Genomic DNA, 16,864 nt, shown 5'->3' on the forward strand with positions numbered 1-16,864 from the left:
GAATTGAAAATTCAAGGTTTTAAATATCTTTCATGAACGAGGAAAACATGATGAGCATTTCCAAGAAGATCGTTAGGCGCTGGCTGGTGACGGCAGTTACATTGGCCGTCCTGAGCGTGCCTTCCATCCTTTTTGCTCAAGACTACCGCAAGCCGGATCCGGTCCAGGAAGACAAACTGGAACTCGGGAAAAAGGTTTATTTCAAGCGGTGTGTCTGGTGCCATGGGGTGGAAGGTGGCGGTGACGGTCCCTCGGCGGACCGCCTGTTCACCCGCCCGCGTAACTTCATCCAGGGTACCTTCAAAATCCGGACCACGGACTCAGGTGAGTTGCCGTTGGATGAAAACCTGATCAATACCGTTAAAAACGGCCTTCCCGGGTCGGCCATGCCCCCCTGGGGTGAGGTTCTCAGCAATGAAGAAATCGTATCCGTTGTCCAGTTTGTAAAAACACTGGTTCAGGATCGTGACTTCAGCGGTGACTTTGAAGAACTGGCAATCCAGGACTTCGGGACCATGCCGTGGAGTGTTAAAGAACCTTTCTATATGGGTGTTCCGCAGGAAGCCATCGATGCCGGTAAGGAAATCTTCCAGAAAAACAAGTGCTGGGAATGTCACGGTGGCGAAGGCCGCGGTGATGGTAACCCCACCATGAAGGATGACTGGGGATTCCCGATCGTGGCAGCCGACTGGACGCAGTGCTGGAACTTCCGTGGCAGCCGCCGCGATCCCTACAATCCTTTCCATGTTGTTCGCACGGTATCCACCGGTTTGAACGGAACCCCGATGCCGAACTTCAAGGATCAGATCACGGTGGAAGACCGCTGGAAGCTGGCTGCTTTCGTCAACTCCCTGTGTCCGCGGAAGAAGATCGACGCCTTGACCAACAAGCCGGTTAACGACTTCCTCATCGGTTCCAAGTACACGGAAGGTCCTGTCTCCACGGATTTCAACGATCCCATGTGGCAGGCTCCGGAGCACGATCCGAGAATTGTAAAACGCCCGGAAGGATATGAAGGCGACCAGAAATGGCATTACATCGCCCTGGCTGGTCAGATCACCCGCGGGAAGCGCAATTTCGACCCGAAGGTGGACAACCTCTGGGTTATGTCTCGGTGGAGTGCCGAGGAACAGGCTGTGTACTACCTGGTTGAGTACCACCAGCGGTTTCTGGGCGACGATCCTGAGTATCCGGAAGCCGTGGCCATTCAGTGGCCGGGCAAACTGGAGGAACTCTTCGGCGCGGAAAAACCGTATTTCATCTACGGCGATTCCAAAAAGCCGGTTGACATCTGGAAGGCCAAATTCCTTCCGAAGAATTACTCCGCCACCAATGCACCCAACCCCGACGGCTACGACCTGGATATCAGCGTCGTCGAACTGGTTGGCCATGGTTTCGAGGATGTGAAGGAAAAAGAAACCCCCGGCGGTGTTGAAATTGTCAATTCCAAGTTCCATCAGGGCCGAGTGAAAATCATGTTCAAACGGTCGTTGACCACTGAAAATCCGGATCAAACGGATGTTCAGATCCCGACCAAATCTTTTATCCCGATCTCCTTCATGCAGTGGGCAGGACGGGATAAAGAGCATGACGAGCACATGGCGATTTCGACTTGGGCTTACACCATTCTCGAACCGCCTCTGCCCGCAGAGCGCATCTGGCTGCCGCCTATCATGGCTGCCGTTTTCTTCGGCTTCCAGCTTTGGCTGGTGCGGATGACCAAACGGACCCGCCAGATGCACGCTGAAGGGAAAGCCAATTAATTCCCTTTAACGACGCAAAACCAGAAAGGCCCGCCGAAAGGCGGGCCTTTTTTTATTGTCTTAATTATTGTAAAAGCCGGGATGGTACGGTTGGGCCGGGGGGTGTTGCCGTCTGGAATTAAATAACAGGGGAGGAGACGAGACGGTTCAGGCGCTGATCTGTTCGAGGTCCATGTTGCCTTCGATGATTTCCCGCAGGGACAATTCGTAGAAACTTTTGGGGCTGTCGTACTTGGTTTTTTTCACTTCAATCGTGGGTTGGGCCCCTTTTTCCAGCTGGTGGATTCGCTGTGCTACCAGAATGCACAGCAGATACCGGCTCTTCACCACATCCAGTGCTTTCTTTTCCAAAACAAGAATTTCTTCCATTCGGTTTCCTTACCTTTATACGTTAAAAACCTAAATTTTAGAGAGTTCCCCACTCCCTGTCAAAGTATTCCTGCAGGACGGGCCTATTTTAAAACTTCGCGCAGAATGTCCAGGGTGGTTTTCACCATGTCATGTGTGATATGACGATGCACGACCGCCCGGAACCAGCCGTCACCCATGTGCAGGATGCGGACCCCCTGGTCATCAAGGAAACGCTCCAAAGCCTCTGCACCCATGTCCGGGTGCTGGAGCTTAAAAAACAGGATGTTTGTGTGGACCCGGTCACAGTTGATCTGGATACCCGGTGTCTTGTGAAGGCCTTGTGCCAGTTCCCTGGCGTTTTGGTGGTCCTCGATAAGCCTCTCCGTATGGTGGGTCAGGGCCTCCAGGCCGGCAGCTGCAAGGATTCCCACCTGCCTCATTCCGCCCCCCACCATCTTTCGCCACTTGCGGGCGCGAACAACCCAGTCAGCGGGACCGCAGATGAGGGATCCCGAGGGTGCCGACAAGCCCTTCGACAGGCTGAACATGACGGAATCCGCGTCCCGGGTGAGGGCAGCGGCTTCCACCCCCAGCGCCACCGCGGCGTTGAACAGCCGGGCCCCGTCCAGATGGATTTTTAGCCCGTTGTGATCCGCCAGTTCCCGGACTTCCTGCATGTAATCGGTTGTCAGGGGATAGCCCCCGCAGTAGTTGTGGGTGTTTTCCAGGCAGATCAGCCGGGTTGGCGGATAATGCACGTCCTCTTTGCGAATGGCGGCTTTGACCTCGCCCATATCGAGAGTCCCGTCGTCCCGGTTGGCCACGGGGTGGGGGTGGATGCCCCCCAGCGCGGACAGTCCCCCGACTTCGTTGATGAAAATATGGCTGCGGAGGCCGAGAATGATTTCGTCACCGCGCTGGCAGTGGGTGAGGAGGCTGACCAGGTTGCCCATGGTGCCGCTCGGTACGAACAGGGCGGCCTCCTTACCCGTTTGTTCCGCTGCCAGTTCCTGCAGTCGGTGCACGGTGGGGTCTTCGTCGAAAACATCGTCTCCCACCTCGGCATTCGCCATGGCCTGCCGCATGGCATCGGTCGGGTGGGTCAGGGTGTCACTGCGGTAATCGATAATCTGCATGGATCAATCCTGTTTCTTTTCTGAACGGAAACGCTGGATGCGGTAATACACCAGCGACAAAAGGAAGACCGGGACGGCAAAGCCACCCAGGATGATCTGCCGGGCCAGGGAAGAGGAAAACTCCAGGGCCACCAGCAGACGGTACTGCTGGGTCACCACCAGGGCGAGGATCACCGCGACAATCAGCATGTACCCCACGCGTTTCGATCCCTTGCCGCCCGGAAACACCATCGAATGCGCGATGAAGTTCAACCCCAAAAATAGCAGGCCGCTCAGGAACATGAGGTAAACGATGAAATTCTGGGTATCGGTCAGCAACGGCAGTCGGCCCCGGTTGGTTGGTCTTGCCGTATTTTATCCGCTCACCGCAGCAGATCAAAGTCCTTTACCGGGTGCGCCGCCCCCGTGTCCGGGATGGCGCAAAAAAAAAGCCCCGGGGCAACCCGGGGCCAGGAGGTGTTGTGGAAACTTCGACCTTGGTCAAAAGTGAATCAGGGTGTTGAAGGCCACTGTATCCTGATGCCGGGTTCCGGTGCCCGACTGGGTTTCGAACACGCTCAGGTTCGACTCGTCGTGACGGTATTCCACGCGAATGATCATGTTCTGCAGAACGCGGAATTCCGGGGTGATGGTGAATTCGCGCAGGCTGTTGTTGACCGCGCCGAGACGGAATCCGTCCTGATCCCGGAACCAGGCGGAACGCACGTTGAGCGAAAACCACTTGTTGAAGTCATAACGCACGATTCCGGCGACACCCCACCAGGTGGCGGTACCGGCGCCGGGACCCGAGTTCTGCTCCGATCCGTAATCCGCGTTCAGCTGAAGAGCCAGCTGGTTGGTGATGCCGATGTCGATGACCGTATCGAAAATATTACGCCAGTTGTCGTTGCCCCTGTCGGTGCCGAGTGTCCCCTGGTTCCCGCCCATGTAGTTGAACAGAATGCTCACATTCTCAAACGGCAGGTAGCCGATCTGTGCGCCGAAAGACTTTTCGGAGTTGTTGTCCGTGGTGCCCGCTTCCTCCCAGTTGTTGGCGATCATGAACATGACGCTCCACTTTTCGTTGATGTCGTAGGAGGCCCGGATGCCGGTGTGCGTGAACGGGATACCCCAGCCGAATACAAACGTCCGGGAAAAGTTCGTGTTCCAGCCGTCGTAACCGTCGAACACTTCCGCTCCGACATGGGTGACGAACTTTCCGAAATCAATTTTCAATCCCGAGCCGACGGGGGCGTTCCAGGTGACATAAGATTGCTGAAGGTCAAAATCGTCGTCGCCGGTTGCAAGTCCTCTCACATTGGCCGCGGAGGTGGGCGAGCTCCGCAGCCGCTGGGCGCCCTCCGGCAGGCTGAAGCCGAAGGTGAGGTCGAACCGGAATCCGATGTCGCCTTTATCGTCGGCCTGTTTCAGGAACACCAGTTCCGTGTTGTCCAGTTTGAAGCTGTTGTCGTCCTGATCGAATATGCGGACGCAGGCGGTGAGCGGCGCCACGCCACAGTTGGTATTTGTCAGGGGACGGTTGAAATTATAACTGTAAGAAGATGAGACGAAGCCATGCACCTCCACGTCTTCCAGCAGTTTGAAGACGTTGGACGCGGCCTGGGCTCCGGTGGCGAATGCGATCGATAAGAATGCCAGCCCCGCGGCCAGCAATTGGAATTTGCCTTTCATCACTCCCCCTTAATGCCTGATAAGGCTTGGATGGAATCGCCGCCACCCGGGAGGATCCTCCCGATCCGACCCGGTGACGGCAAGTGAACTGACCCGTGGTTTCCGGCAGGTGCCGGAACCCTCCCTTACTGATAAATTCATACGAGGTTGTAGCCGGATTCCCCGTGCTGGGTGGCGTCGAGGCCGATCTCCTCGTCTTCCTCATCCACCCGGAACCCGACCATCTTGTCCACCGCCACCACCAGACCGTAGGTGACGACGAAGGAGTAAAGCGCCGCTGCGGCGACGCCGATCACCTGCACGCCGACCTGTTTCAGGTTGCCGTCCAACAGTCCTGTTCCCCCATGAGTGACGAACAGGCCGGTGGCCAGGGCTCCCCAGGCCCCCCCGACCCCGTGGATGCCGAACACGTCCAGGGAATCGTCGATGCCTTTTCGGTGCTTCAGGATGACAGCCAGGTAGCAGACCATGCCCGCGATCACGCCAATGACCATGGCCCACAGGGGAGAGACGAAGCCCGCCGCCGGGGTGATGGCCACCAGGCCCGCGACGATTCCCGATGCCGCACCCAGCGCACTGGGTTTTCCGGCTTTCACCTGCTCTGCAATCAACCAGCCGATCATCCCCGCCCCGGTAGCCACCTGGGTGTTGGTGAAGGCCAGAACGGCGTTCTGGTCCGCTGCAAGCGCGCTTCCGGCGTTGAAACCAAACCAGCCGAACCACAGCAGGCCCGCGCCCAGCAGCACCAGGGGCAGGTTGTGGGGAATCATCATGGGTCCGGGAAATCCCCGGCGTTTCTTGAGGTAGAGTGCCGCCGCCAAACCCGCCACGCCGGAAGATATATGGACCACCGTGCCGCCGGCGAAATCCAGGGCCCCCAGCTCACCCAGCCAGCCACCCCCCCAAACCCAGTGGCAGATGGGGTCGTAAACGATGGTGGACCAGATGAAAATGAAGATCACGTAGGCTTTGAATGACACCCGCTCGGCGATCCCCCCACTGATCAGGGCCACGGTGATGATGGCGAACATCAGCTGGAACATGCTGAACAGGTACTCCGGAATGGTTCCGCTCAACGTGTCGACCTCGGTTCCGTTGAGGAAAACTTTGTCAAAACCCCCGACGAACCCGCCGATATCACTGCCGAATGAAAGCGAATAGCCCACCAGCACCCACTGAATGGTGATCACCCCGAGAGGAATGAAGCTGTGCATGATGGTGCTCAGCACGTTTTTACGCCGCACCATGCCGCCGTAAAAGAGAGCCAGGCCGGGAAGCATCAGCATGACCAGCGCAGATGACACGAGGATCCAGGCGGTGTCGGCGCCGTTGAGTTGTGGGGCTTCCTCTGCATATGCCGGAAGAGCCCACAACAACCCCAATCCGATCGGGAAAATCGCATATTTAAAAAATCGACCCATTTTTCAGTCCTCAATTGATTGAAGTAGTTGCCCCCTACCGGGTAGGCGGAATCGGCGCACCTGCGGCGCTATATTAAGGAGACTTAATCAATTCCTGTACCCACAACGGGTTGAGGACTGAAATAAATGGAAAAAAGCCTGCAAACGGTTTTAATTGAGGGAGTTGGGTGGAGTGGATAACAGGGTCAGGCCGGAATGAAGGGGGGGGACTTTGGAAAAGGCAGGTTCCAAGGTGCTGAGTTTTGCGGATGTTTCCAGCAGGGATGCTGAAAAAATAATCACAAATTTATTCAAGTATCCCTTATTTTTACCGTGAAAGAACTAGGCCATGAACCATATGAAGACCGTTTGGAGACCCTGCTTCAGTCAAGAACTTGACATGAAAAGTCAAAAAATGGGTTTCCCCGGGTACTTGAACTATTGATAGAAAAATATTAACTCTTTATAATATTTAAAGTTATCCGGATTTAGAAGCGGGTCTGGCCTTGGCACAGTCTTTGCTCATTATTCATTCGAATTGGAATGAAATGGCCACAATGCCCATTGATCGGGAGGAAGGCGCATGGCTCAGCAGGAAAAACAGGAAGGTGTCGATCAGATTATTGATGAGGTTCCCCCTCAACGCGGGGTGAGCCGTGGATTTCTGCTCACTCTTCTCCTGATTGCGGGACTCGCGGTGGGCGGGTATTTTGCCTTCCTGAACTTCATACAGCCGCAGATGGAAGCCAAAAAGCAGGGTCAGGACCTTCAGGTCCCCGGCTCGAAATTCGCTGACAAGGAACCCGGGGAAATGGGTGTGATGTACCCCATGGAACCGTTTCTCATCAATCTCGCGCGCAGCAACGGCAAGCAGTTCCTGAAAGTCAGCCTGACCCTGGAACTCAGTTCCCCGGAGGTTCGCCCTGAGGTCAAGGCCAATGAATTCAAGATTGTGGACTCCATTCTGCTTTTGCTCAGCAGCAAAACACGGGAGGACGTCATTTCCCTGCAGGGCAAGTTCAAGCTGAAAGATGAAATTGCCACGCGGGTGAACCGGTTTCTGGTGATGGGCCACGTCAAGGACGTCTATTTCTCGGAATTCATCGTTCAATAATGGATTTTGAGCGTGTATATTGGTTACAGGGCCCAATGGGCCCGAATCCGGTAAACGAGTTTACCAGGCTCTGAATATGGCACAGGTATTATCCAAAGGTGAAGTCGATGCCCTCCTTCGCGGTGTCAGCGAAAACCAGATCGAGGTGGAAGCCGACATCACGGAAGAGGAAAAGGGGGTCGTTCCTTACGACCTGACCAGCCAGGAAAAGATCATCCGGGGTCGCCTGCCGACCCTGGAAATCATCAACCAGTTCTTCTCCCGGCTTTTCCGCAACTCCTTTTCGGGGATGATGCGGCGCTCCGCCGACGTCAGCACGGTGTCCACCGATTCGCTGAAGTTCGGCGATTTCCTGCGTTCCCTGCCGGTTCCTTCCAGCCTGCACGTATTCCGCATGGAACCCCTGCGCGGATTCGGACTGATCGTCATGGAAAGCAGCCTGGTGTTTGCGCTGGTGGACAACTTCTTTGGCGGCACGGGCTCGTCCGAGATGAAGAATCAGGGCCGGGACTTCACTTCCATTGAAATGCGCATGACGCGCAACGTCATCCAGCAGGCGCTGGAAGACTGGGCCAATGCGTGGAAACCGGTTCACCGCGTCAAGACCTCTTACGTGCGTTCCGAGATCAACCCGCAGTTCGCTGCCATTGTTCCGCCCACCGACGTGGTGCTGATCATCGTGTTTGACATTGAGATGGAGCGGGCCTCCGGCACCATTACCATCTGCCTGCCGTACACGGCGATCGAGCCGGTATTGCCGAAACTGAAAGCGAACTTCCAGAGTGAGCGGATGGAGGCCGACAAGGTCTGGATCCGCCGCTTGCGCGAGGAGTTGATGCAGACGGATGTCGAGTGCGTGGTGGAGTTGGGTAAAACCGCCATGACCCCCCGCAAATTGCTGCAGCTCCAGGTGGGCGATACCCTGATGCTCGGCAACGATGTCTCCGATCCGTTGACGGTCAAGGTTGAAGGCATCAAGAAGTACATGGGCCACCCCGGTGTTTCCCGGGGAATGAAGGCCGTACAGATTTCCAAAATCATTGAAAGGGAAGAGTGACCTATGGCTGAATTCGATGACAATGAACTGGGCGCACTGGACGACCTGGATAAATTCGAGGATTTCGAATTCGACAAGGAAGCCGGAGACGAGGAAATCGAGGGTGAAAAAACCAAACGCGATTCTCGGCTGGACCTCATTCTCGATATTCCGCTCACGGTGACGGTCGAATTGGGGCGCTCGAAAATGTTGATTCATGACCTGCTTCAACTCGGGCAGGGTTCGGTGATCGAACTCACCAAGATGGTGGGCGAGCCGTTGGAAGTCCTGGTCAACGACAAGCTGGTGGCTCGCGGCGAGGTCGTGGTGGTCAACGAAAAATTTGGCGTGCGCCTGACCGACATCGTTTCCCCAATGGAACGCGTGCAGTCTCTGGGTTGACGTACCTGCGATCGCCAAAAATCCAACCCACCCCCGATCTCGGGGTGCGCTTTACCGCACCGTCCGGACTCCTTTTTTCTTCGTTTAGCTCTTGCTGACGCCCTCCGGCCTCAAGGGGAGTTTACACAACCCCTTTGGTTATAAGAGGTTTTGGGCCCTCTCTCCTTTAACTCTCTGAATTTCAAGAAGTTTGCCAACCGCATGGTATGGCCTTTGCATTTTTAGGGTTGAACCCATTGTCTGTCGGGTTTTTTGACACGTTCAACTCTTAAAGGTGGGAAGGCGTTATGGAGTGGAAACGGTTTGGTTTGGCCTGGGCGCTGGTCCTCAATTTTCTGGTTTCCGGCGCAGCCTGGGCTCTGCCGCTGACGGAATACAACAAGCTTCGTGATGTGAGGGTGCAGGAGACTGAAGAGGGGCTCCATATCCAGCTCCAGTTCCGGCACCCGCCCGATAATTTCCAGGCACCCGTTTTTTTTCAGAATTCAGTTCAGGTCGATCTGCCCTTTGCCTACCTGGCTCCGGCCAAGCAGTACTTTCCCACTGGTGACGATGAGATTCACCAGGTGTATGCATCCCAGTACAACAAGGAACTGCTGCGCATCCGGTTTATCATTGGCGATCGGCGACAAGGATTGGAAAAACGGTTCCGCATTTCCCGCAATGGGAACAACATTGATGTTCTCGTGCGAAATGGGGGCAGCGCCTCCAAGAAATCCAAACTCGTGCCGTCGCCCAAAAGCGCGGACGATCCTTTGAGCGATTTCCTCGCATCCGGACCTTCTCATATCGAGGTCCCCAAAACCGGACCGCAATCCATTTCAAGTGGAACCGAAAATGAATCGGGCTCCCAATCTCCGGATCCGTTCGTGGAATTGCTTGACGAAAGCAAGACCCAGCCCGCCAAACAAAAGGTGACTTCTACCAGTACTGCAAAAAAGGAAACGTTGTCGGAGATGGTTGGAACCGCGTTTCGTAAAGATAAAAAAGGGAAGGGGACAACCGAATCCAGAGGCATTCCGGAACAAGAAACGAGCACGGTACTGCAGAAAGAGGAAACCTCGGGTGGACCGGATATCTTTTCTGCCGGTTTAAAAATGTTTTACACGCTGGCGCTGGTTCTGGGATTGATGTTTCTTCTGTTTCACGTGTTCAAAAAATATGTCTGGAAAAACGGGGTTTTCGGCACCGAGAACAAACCCATCAAGGTGCTGTCCACGGGATTTCTCGGACCGAAGAAAAGCATTGCCCTGGTGGAGGTGGCGGGTGAAGTACTGGTGCTCGGTATTGCAAACGAAAACATTTCCCTTTTGGCGAACGTGGAGGACCCGGACCAGATCGACCGTATCAAGGGTGGATCGTATGTGCCGACCTCCTCCCGGATTCGAAAAAAGGAGGCAACGAGTGTGCAGGCGCCCACTGTTGCCGTCAGTGCAATGAAGGAAGAGGATCCGGTGATGGAGGAAGAGGAAAGCGCACCGGAGATTACAACCGCAATGGATGAGCCGCCCAAACCTTCTGTGCCTCCTCACAAGCGTGTCGATGCTTACGAGCGTGTGGTAAAACAACCCAAAACCACCAATCCGTTTCCCGATTTTGTTAAGCAGTTTGAAGATGACCAAAGTAAAAACGACGGAGCGGATTCGGTAAAAGGTTTGGAACAGCGCCTTAAGAAAACTCTTGAAGGCAACAGGGGGAAGTGATGCGGAGAATTTTACTCACATTCATGGGCCTCCTGGTTCTCACCGCATTTTTTTCGGCGGGACCGGTTGCCGACGCGCAGGCGATCCCCATGCCAAGTATCCAGGTGGGCGTGGAGAACACGGAAGAACCGGAGGCGATGTCCACCGCCCTTCAGATCCTGGCCCTGCTCACCATTCTCACACTGGCTCCTTCCATCCTCATCCTGATGACATCGTTTTCGCGCATCGTCATTGTGCTGTCGTTTCTGCGGCAGGCCATGGGAACCCAGCAAACCCCGCCGACGCAGGTGCTGGTGGGGCTGGCCCTGTTTCTGACGTTTTTTGTGATGAGTCCGGTATTGACCCAGATCAACTCGGAAGCCCTTCAGCCTTATCTGAATGAGGAGATCTCGCAGGGCGAAGCGCTGGAGCGGGCGCAGGCCCCGATCAAGGGGTTCATGCTGCGCCAGACCCGCAACAAGGATCTCGACCTGTTCCTCAATATTTCCCAGGATGAACGGCCGGATACGGCGGAAGAGGTGAGCATGGCCGTCGTGGTTCCGGCGTTTGTCATCAGTGAATTGAAAACGGCGTTCCAGATTGGTTTCCTCATCTACATTCCGTTCCTCATTCTTGACATGGTTGTGGCCAGTATCCTGCTTTCAATGGGTATGATGATGTTGCCGCCGGTGTTGATTTCGCTTCCCTTCAAATTGATGCTGTTTGTCATGGTGGATGGCTGGCACCTGACGGTGGGGTCGCTGGTGAAGAGCTTTTTCTGACGAGGCTAGAGGATGACCGAACAGTTCATAATTGATTTTGGAATGAATTCCATCAAGACCACGCTGTTGCTTTCTGCCCCAATGCTTGGTTTTGGATTGCTCACCGGGCTCGTGGTTTCCATCTTTCAGGCGGTGACTTCGATCCAGGAACTCACACTGACTTTCATCCCCAAAATCCTGGCGGTGTTTCTGGCGCTGTTTCTCTTTTTTCCCTGGCTGTTGCAGATCATCATTGGGTTCACCGAGAACATCCTTTCCAACTTTCCTTCCCTGATAGGCTGATGGACCTGTTCAATCTGTCTTACACGGATTTCGAACGGTTTTTGTTTGTCCTGTTTCGGGTGGGTGCCTTCATCATTTTTGTTCCCTTTTTCGGAAGCACCCAGTTTCCCTCAAGGGTGAAGACCGGCCTCATTCTGCTCCTGAGCGTCAGCCTGTACCCACTGGTTCCGGAAGCCGCTATTGCTCCCCCGAAGGGGCTTCTCGGCCTGTCGGTCATGCTGTTCTCGGAGATGCTTGTTGGGTTTTCCATCGCTTACGTCATGCGAATGATTTTCACAGCCGTTCAGATTGCGGGAACCATGGTGGATTTCCAGATGGGGTTCGGTGTCGTCAACGTCATTGATCCGCAGACCCAGTCTCAGGTATCCATCACCGCCCAGTTCCAGAATATCTTTGCGACGTTTCTTTTTCTCGCCCTCAATGGACATCACCTCACCGTTCACGCCCTGGTGGAAAGTTTTGAAATGATCAATCCCCAGCAGTTCGCCTTTTCGGCCTCAACGGTTGAATTCATTTTGCAGGTGTTTGCCGCCACATTTGTGGTAGCCATAAAAATTGCCGCTCCGGTGATGGTGATTCTTTTCTTCATCAGTGTCGGGCTGGGTTTGGTTGCGCGCACCGTTCCTCAGATGAATGTTTTCATCGTCGCGTTTCCATTGCAGATCGGTGTGGGACTACTCATGGTGGGTCTCACGTTTTCATTTTTTACCGTTCTTTTAAAAAAACAGATTGCTGAAATGCCGGCATGGGTGATGGGTCTCATGCAGACGTTTTAAATTGAGGCGTTCCCCTATGGGAGTAGGTACCAGGTATGGACGAAGAGAATAAAGATCAGAAAACAGAAGAGCCATCAGCGAAACGAATTCAGGACGCGGAGGAGCGGGGTAACTTCGCGCACAGTCGCGAACTGACTTCCGCTTTCATCCTGATGATGGCGATTCTGGCCTTTGCGCTCGGCGGTTCCTTCGTCACCAAAAAAATGATGGCCACCTGGCACAATCTAATCAGCCAGGCGCACACTGTGGAGCCGACCATTCCCGCCATGCGGGAGCTACTCGCATGGATTGTGCAGAACGTTTTCACCATCTTGAGCCCCATCCTTGTTTCTATCATGGTTGGAGGAATCGTCGTCAATCTCATGCAGACGGGCGGCCTCAGGTTTTCCGGTCATCCCCTCATTCCCAAATTCAACAAACTCAACCCCATCAACGGCACCAAGCGCCTGTTCTCCATGGTTGCGTTGATGGAGCTGTTCAAGTCGCTTTTCAAGGTCACTCTCATTTCGCTCATCGCATTTTTCACCATCCGGAGTCATTTCTCTGAAATTCCGGCGATGACCGACTTTGGAGTTGGGCAGATTCTGACCTTCATGGGCCGGGTCGGACTGGAAATCATGATCCAGGTTCTCCTGGTGCTCATCGTGCTTGCGTTCATCGACTACATGTTCCAGCGCTTCACGTATATGAAAAACCTGCGCATGACCAAGCAGGAGGTGAAAGACGAACGGAAGGACACGGAAGGTAGCCCGCAGGTCAAGCAACGCATTCGCAGCGTGCAGCTGGAAATGATGCGGCGCCGGATGATGGCCGCCGTACCAGATGCGGATGTGGTGGTCACCAACCCGACTCACTATTCCATTGCGATCAAATACGACCGGGATCGGCACGATGCACCGGTGGTGGTGGCGAAGGGGATGGGGCCGGTGGCGCTCCGCATCCGTGAGATTGCCAAAGAAAACGGCGTGCCCCTGGTGGAAGACAAGCCCCTCGCAAGGCTCCTGTACAAGACGGTGGACATCGGTCAGTACATCCCGGCGGAGCTCTACCGCGCTGTGGCGGAAATCCTCGCGTACGTGTACCGCCTGAAGGGAATCAAAATGGTATAGATATTGCTAATTTATTGTATTGATGAGTTTTAGGACCTGATTTTCAGGTGCCCCGTGACCCGCCGGGAACTATAACATATTATAAATAAATGGGTCCGGGGGTTCCTCCAGGGTTGGGGGCGGCGTCAAAATTTTGAAAGGATGAAAGACTGAATGGCCACTCAAGCACAGGTTCAGGCGATCATGGCATCGCGCCCGAGGGAAATCGGCATCGCACTCGGCATGATTTCCGTGCTTGTGGTGATGGTGATTCCCATTCCAACTTTTCTCCTCGACCTGCTTCTTTCATTCAGCCTCACCTTTTCGCTCGTCATTCTGCTGGTCGCCATCTTCATGATCTCGGCGCTGGACTTTTCCGTGTTTCCGTCGCTTCTTCTGATGGTCACGCTGGTCCGGCTTTCCCTGAATGTGGCCTCGACCCGCATCATTCTCCTGCATGGTGACGAAGGCCCGCACGCGGCGGGGCAGGTGATTGAGTCGTTCGGCTCGTTTGTCGTTGGCGGCAATTATGTCGTCGGTGCGGTCATTTTCATCATCCTCGTCCTTATCAACTTCATCGTCATCACCAAGGGTTCGGTGCGCACGTCGGAAGTGGCGGCACGGTTCACGTTGGACGCCATCCCCGGGAAACAGATGAGCATCGACGCCGATCTGAACGCCGGTCTCATCACCGAGGAAGAAGCGCGAACTCGGCGGCGCAACCTGGAGCGGGAAGCGGATTTTTACGGTGCGATGGACGGTGCCATCCGCTTTGTGCGGGGAGACGCGGTGGCGGGGATCCTGATCACGCTCATCAACGTTTTGGGTGGTTTTGCCATCGGCGTGTTCCAGCAGGACATGGGTGTGGGTGAGGCGGCACGGGTGTACACGCTTTTGACCATCGGTGACGGACTGGTCACACAACTTCCGGCACTGGTCGTCTCCACCGCCGCAGGCCTTGTGGTGACCCGCGCTACAACGGAACGCAACCTGCCCGCCGAACTGGTGCAACAGGTGGTCAAAAATCCGGCGGCGTTTTCCATCTCTTCCTTCGTGCTGTTCTTTTTCGGTCTCATTCCCGGTCTGCCTCACATTCCGTTTTTCTTTCTGGCGGCCGCCACCGGTTATATCAGCTACCGGTTGTACCAGGAACGGTTGAAGCAGGAAGCCATGGAAATGAAACGGATCGAGGAAGTCCAGAGCGCCCCCATCCCGGAGAAAGTGGAATCCATCCTGCCCCTGGATGTGATGGAGCTCGAAGTGGGGTATGAGTTGATCCCGTTGGTTGACGCCAACCGCAATGGCGAACTGCTTGACAGGATCAAGTCCATCCGCCGTCAGTTTGCACTGGAGATGGGTTTCATCGTACCGCCGCTTCACATTCGCGACAACCTGCAACTCAAATCCAGTGATTACGCCGTTTTGATCAAGGGTGTCGAGGTGGTGCGCGGATCGGTGATGATGGGCCGGCTTTTGGCGATGAATCCCGGCCAGACGGAAAAGGAAATCGAGGGCGTTCATACCAAGGAGCCGACATTTGGCCTGCCGGCAGTCTGGATCCAGGCCCGTGCTAAACAGGAAGCCCAGATGGCGGGATACACCGTGGTCGATCCGGCCACCGTCATCACCACGCACATCAAGGAAACCATCAAACGGTATGCGGCGGAGTTGCTGGGTCGCCAGGAAACCCAGGCCCTCATCGAAAAGTTCAAGGAAACCAATCCGAAGGTGATCGAGGAGTTGATCCCCAACCTGATGAACGTGGGCAAGGTACAGAAGGTTCTGCAAAACCTGCTTCGCGAGCAGATTTCGGTCCGGGATCTACGTACTATTCTGGAAACCCTGGCAGACTATGCTCCGAAGGTGGACGATCCGGACCTGCTTACCGAATACGTACGGCAGGCGATGGCGCGACCCATCACCAGGCAGTACGCGGGTGAAGGAGAAACTTTGTCGGTCATCACCTTCGACCGCAATATTGAAGAAGCCATTCAGCAATCGATCCAGCGCACCGAATTGACGTCCTTCCTGGCACTGGACCCGACGGTGGCCGAGCAGATTTTGAGACGACTCAAAGAAGCCGTGGAAGAAGCGACACCAATAGCGGAGACCATACCGGTCCTGTTGACCTCGCCCGCAATTCGCATGCATGTACGGCGGTTGACGGAGCGGTTCATCCCGGACCTCGTTGTGCTGTCGCACAATGAAATCATGTCCACGGCGCAAATCAAAACCCTGAGAGTGGTGACCCTCAATGCGAATTAAAAAAATACTGGCGAACAGTTATCCTGAAGCTCTGACGCGTGTCAAAGAAGAGCTGGGCGAGGACGCTCTGGTGTTGAAGACCCGTTCCATCAAGTTTGGCCAGGAAGGAGGGGGCCAGGGCGCCTCCATGGTGGAGATCACTGCCGCCATGGAGGACGCTTCGCATCCCGCCTCCGTGATGACGATGGCGGAAGAACCGGGGAGCGAAGGTTCGGAACCCCTGGGAGCCAACCGGAAGTCTTTAAACTCGGGGAATGAAGATCGCGAAATGCGTTCCCTCATTTACACCTTGTTGTCCCAAACCGAACGTGCGAAATCTATGGGTCTGCACGGGGAACAACTTCACACCTATCAGCATCTCGTCGAATGCGGGATCGACGAACACCTGGCGGCGCGCGTATTTGAAACTCTCAACGAGAATTCACCCGGCATGGGCATAAACATGATTCAGGTGGAGGATCGTGTGGGGGGATCGTTCCACTTTTCCGGACCTATCCAGTTGGACGCGGTCGGACCCAAAATTGTTGCGTTGCTGGGTCCCACCGGTTCCGGCAAGACCACCACCGTGGCGAAACTCGCGGCACGGTTTGCTTTACTGGAACGCAAGAAGGTGGTGCTGGTTTCCCTCGATACCTTTCGCCTGGGTGCCCTGGAGCAGTTGCAGATTTACGGCGACCTCATGCGCGTTCCCGTGGAGATGGCGACCGACCGAAACGAATTTCTGCAGATACTCAATCGTCATCAGGATGCGGACCTGATTCTCATCGATACGATGGGACGCAACCCGCGTGACGAACAGTATGTGGAAGAGTTGAAGCAGATTTTCAGTGCCGCGCCCAATCTGGAAACGCATCTGGTGCAAAGCGCAACAGCGCAGGAAAGCGTGTTCGAGCATTCGCTGAAACAGTTTCAACCGTTGGGTGTGGACCGCATTGTGCTGACGAAGATCGATGAGGGCATGCAATTCGGCCATTTGTATAACATTGCGAGCCGTCACCCCGTTCCGTTTTCGTATTTTACCAATGGCCAGAGGGTGCCCGAAGATATTGAAGTGGCTGCACTCGAAGGGGTAATTCGTTTGATTTTTGGCTGAATTCATCTTAAATTAAAAAGGCT

16 protein-coding genes are annotated in these 16,864 nt (G+C 54.9%); 11 read left to right on the forward strand and 5 right to left on the reverse strand.

Going from position 1 to position 16,864, the window contains the following annotated elements:
• Positions 1-47: 47 nt before the first annotated feature.
• Positions 48-1,763, forward strand: a complete 1,716-nt coding sequence (locus ACTRW9_RS06460) for a c-type cytochrome (RefSeq protein ID WP_442428726.1) — start codon at positions 48-50, stop codon at positions 1,761-1,763.
• Positions 1,764-1,910: 147 nt separating this feature from the next.
• Here the strand turns inward: ACTRW9_RS06460 and ACTRW9_RS06465 are convergent, their stop codons facing one another.
• The 5 genes from ACTRW9_RS06465 to ACTRW9_RS06485 all read right to left on the reverse strand — a co-directional run bounded on the left by ACTRW9_RS06465 (position 1,911) and on the right by ACTRW9_RS06485 (position 6,342).
• Positions 1,911-2,132, reverse strand: coding sequence for a DNA-directed RNA polymerase subunit omega (locus ACTRW9_RS06465; protein ID WP_442428727.1), 222 nt, complete (start codon positions 2,130-2,132; stop codon positions 1,911-1,913).
• An 83-nt stretch (positions 2,133-2,215) separates the two neighbouring features.
• Positions 2,216-3,250, reverse strand: coding sequence for a low-specificity L-threonine aldolase (gene ltaE, locus ACTRW9_RS06470; protein ID WP_442428728.1), 1,035 nt, complete (start codon positions 3,248-3,250; stop codon positions 2,216-2,218).
• A 3-nt stretch (positions 3,251-3,253) separates the two neighbouring features.
• Entirely contained in the window at positions 3,254-3,568 is a 315-nt protein-coding gene (locus tag ACTRW9_RS06475; RefSeq protein WP_442428729.1) for a hypothetical protein, read from the reverse strand.
• A 162-nt stretch (positions 3,569-3,730) separates the two neighbouring features.
• Positions 3,731-4,921, reverse strand: a complete 1,191-nt coding sequence (locus ACTRW9_RS06480) for a porin (protein ID WP_442428730.1) — start codon at positions 4,919-4,921, stop codon at positions 3,731-3,733.
• 137 nt (positions 4,922-5,058) lie between these two features.
• Entirely contained in the window at positions 5,059-6,342 is a 1,284-nt protein-coding gene (locus ACTRW9_RS06485) for an ammonium transporter (protein ID WP_442428731.1), read from the reverse strand.
• 562 nt (positions 6,343-6,904) lie between these two features.
• Between ACTRW9_RS06485 and ACTRW9_RS06490 the strand changes: the two genes are divergently transcribed.
• From ACTRW9_RS06490 to flhF, 10 genes are all read left to right on the forward strand, one after another.
• Positions 6,905-7,435, forward strand: coding sequence for a flagellar basal body-associated FliL family protein (locus tag ACTRW9_RS06490; protein WP_442425846.1), 531 nt, complete (start codon positions 6,905-6,907; stop codon positions 7,433-7,435).
• A 76-nt stretch (positions 7,436-7,511) separates the two neighbouring features.
• Entirely contained in the window at positions 7,512-8,492 is a 981-nt protein-coding gene (gene fliM / locus ACTRW9_RS06495; protein ID WP_442425845.1) for a flagellar motor switch protein FliM, read from the forward strand.
• Between the two features lie 3 nt (positions 8,493-8,495).
• On the forward strand, positions 8,496-8,873 hold the full coding sequence (gene fliN / locus ACTRW9_RS06500) for a flagellar motor switch protein FliN (RefSeq protein ID WP_442425844.1): 378 nt from the start codon (positions 8,496-8,498) through the stop codon (positions 8,871-8,873).
• Between the two features lie 287 nt (positions 8,874-9,160).
• Positions 9,161-10,576 carry a flagellar biosynthetic protein FliO gene (gene fliO / locus ACTRW9_RS06505; protein WP_442428732.1) on the forward strand — a complete coding sequence of 472 codons (1,416 nt, stop codon included), beginning with the start codon at positions 9,161-9,163 and terminating at the stop codon, positions 10,574-10,576.
• Positions 10,576-11,337 carry a flagellar type III secretion system pore protein FliP gene (gene fliP / locus ACTRW9_RS06510; RefSeq protein ID WP_442425842.1) on the forward strand — a complete coding sequence of 254 codons (762 nt, stop codon included), beginning with the start codon at positions 10,576-10,578 and terminating at the stop codon, positions 11,335-11,337. Before fliO ends, fliP begins: the two co-directional genes overlap by 1 nt.
• A 12-nt stretch (positions 11,338-11,349) precedes the next feature.
• Positions 11,350-11,619: a flagellar biosynthesis protein FliQ gene (fliQ, locus tag ACTRW9_RS06515; RefSeq protein WP_005011441.1), complete on the forward strand. Its 270-nt coding sequence runs from the start codon at positions 11,350-11,352 to the stop codon at positions 11,617-11,619.
• On the forward strand, positions 11,619-12,395 hold the full coding sequence (gene fliR / locus ACTRW9_RS06520; RefSeq protein WP_442425841.1) for a flagellar biosynthetic protein FliR: 777 nt from the start codon (positions 11,619-11,621) through the stop codon (positions 12,393-12,395). Before fliQ ends, fliR begins: the two co-directional genes overlap by 1 nt.
• 35 nt (positions 12,396-12,430) lie before the next feature.
• Entirely contained in the window at positions 12,431-13,504 is a 1,074-nt protein-coding gene (gene flhB, locus ACTRW9_RS06525; protein ID WP_442425840.1) for a flagellar biosynthesis protein FlhB, read from the forward strand.
• Positions 13,505-13,657: 153 nt separating this feature from the next.
• A complete protein-coding gene (gene flhA, locus ACTRW9_RS06530; RefSeq protein WP_442428733.1) occupies positions 13,658-15,748 on the forward strand; it encodes a flagellar biosynthesis protein FlhA in 2,091 nt (696 codons plus the stop codon).
• Positions 15,738-16,841, forward strand: coding sequence for a flagellar biosynthesis protein FlhF (gene flhF / locus ACTRW9_RS06535; RefSeq protein ID WP_442428734.1), 1,104 nt, complete (start codon positions 15,738-15,740; stop codon positions 16,839-16,841). The genes flhA and flhF overlap by 11 nt, the downstream gene beginning before the upstream one ends.
• Positions 16,842-16,864 lie beyond the last annotated feature (23 nt).

Source organism: Nitrospina sp. 32_T5 (assembly GCF_052156635.1).
Taxonomy (GTDB): domain Bacteria; phylum Nitrospinota; class Nitrospinia; order Nitrospinales; family Nitrospinaceae; genus Nitrospina.

What these genes read in the sequence shown, in the direction of transcription:
- ACTRW9_RS06460 (WP_442428726.1), top strand. Translation starts at nt 48, where the DNA reads ATGATGAGCATTTCCAAGAAGATCGTTAGGCGCTGGCTGGTGACGGCA.
- ACTRW9_RS06465 (WP_442428727.1), bottom strand. Translation starts at nt 2,132, where the DNA reads ATGGAAGAAATTCTTGTTTTGGAAAAGAAAGCACTGGATGTGGTGAAG.
- ltaE (WP_442428728.1), bottom strand. Translation starts at nt 3,250, where the DNA reads ATGCAGATTATCGATTACCGCAGTGACACCCTGACCCACCCGACCGAT.
- ACTRW9_RS06480 (WP_442428730.1), bottom strand. Translation starts at nt 4,921, where the DNA reads ATGAAAGGCAAATTCCAATTGCTGGCCGCGGGGCTGGCATTCTTATCG.
- ACTRW9_RS06485 (WP_442428731.1), bottom strand. Translation starts at nt 6,342, where the DNA reads ATGGGTCGATTTTTTAAATATGCGATTTTCCCGATCGGATTGGGGTTG.
- ACTRW9_RS06490 (WP_442425846.1), top strand. Translation starts at nt 6,905, where the DNA reads ATGGCTCAGCAGGAAAAACAGGAAGGTGTCGATCAGATTATTGATGAG.
- fliM (WP_442425845.1), top strand. Translation starts at nt 7,512, where the DNA reads ATGGCACAGGTATTATCCAAAGGTGAAGTCGATGCCCTCCTTCGCGGT.
- fliN (WP_442425844.1), top strand. Translation starts at nt 8,496, where the DNA reads ATGGCTGAATTCGATGACAATGAACTGGGCGCACTGGACGACCTGGAT.
- fliO (WP_442428732.1), top strand. Translation starts at nt 9,161, where the DNA reads ATGGAGTGGAAACGGTTTGGTTTGGCCTGGGCGCTGGTCCTCAATTTT.
- fliP (WP_442425842.1), top strand. Translation starts at nt 10,576, where the DNA reads ATGCGGAGAATTTTACTCACATTCATGGGCCTCCTGGTTCTCACCGCA.
- fliQ (WP_005011441.1), top strand. Translation starts at nt 11,350, where the DNA reads ATGACCGAACAGTTCATAATTGATTTTGGAATGAATTCCATCAAGACC.
- fliR (WP_442425841.1), top strand. Translation starts at nt 11,619, where the DNA reads ATGGACCTGTTCAATCTGTCTTACACGGATTTCGAACGGTTTTTGTTT.
- flhB (WP_442425840.1), top strand. Translation starts at nt 12,431, where the DNA reads ATGGACGAAGAGAATAAAGATCAGAAAACAGAAGAGCCATCAGCGAAA.
- flhA (WP_442428733.1), top strand. Translation starts at nt 13,658, where the DNA reads ATGGCCACTCAAGCACAGGTTCAGGCGATCATGGCATCGCGCCCGAGG.
- flhF (WP_442428734.1), top strand. Translation starts at nt 15,738, where the DNA reads ATGCGAATTAAAAAAATACTGGCGAACAGTTATCCTGAAGCTCTGACG.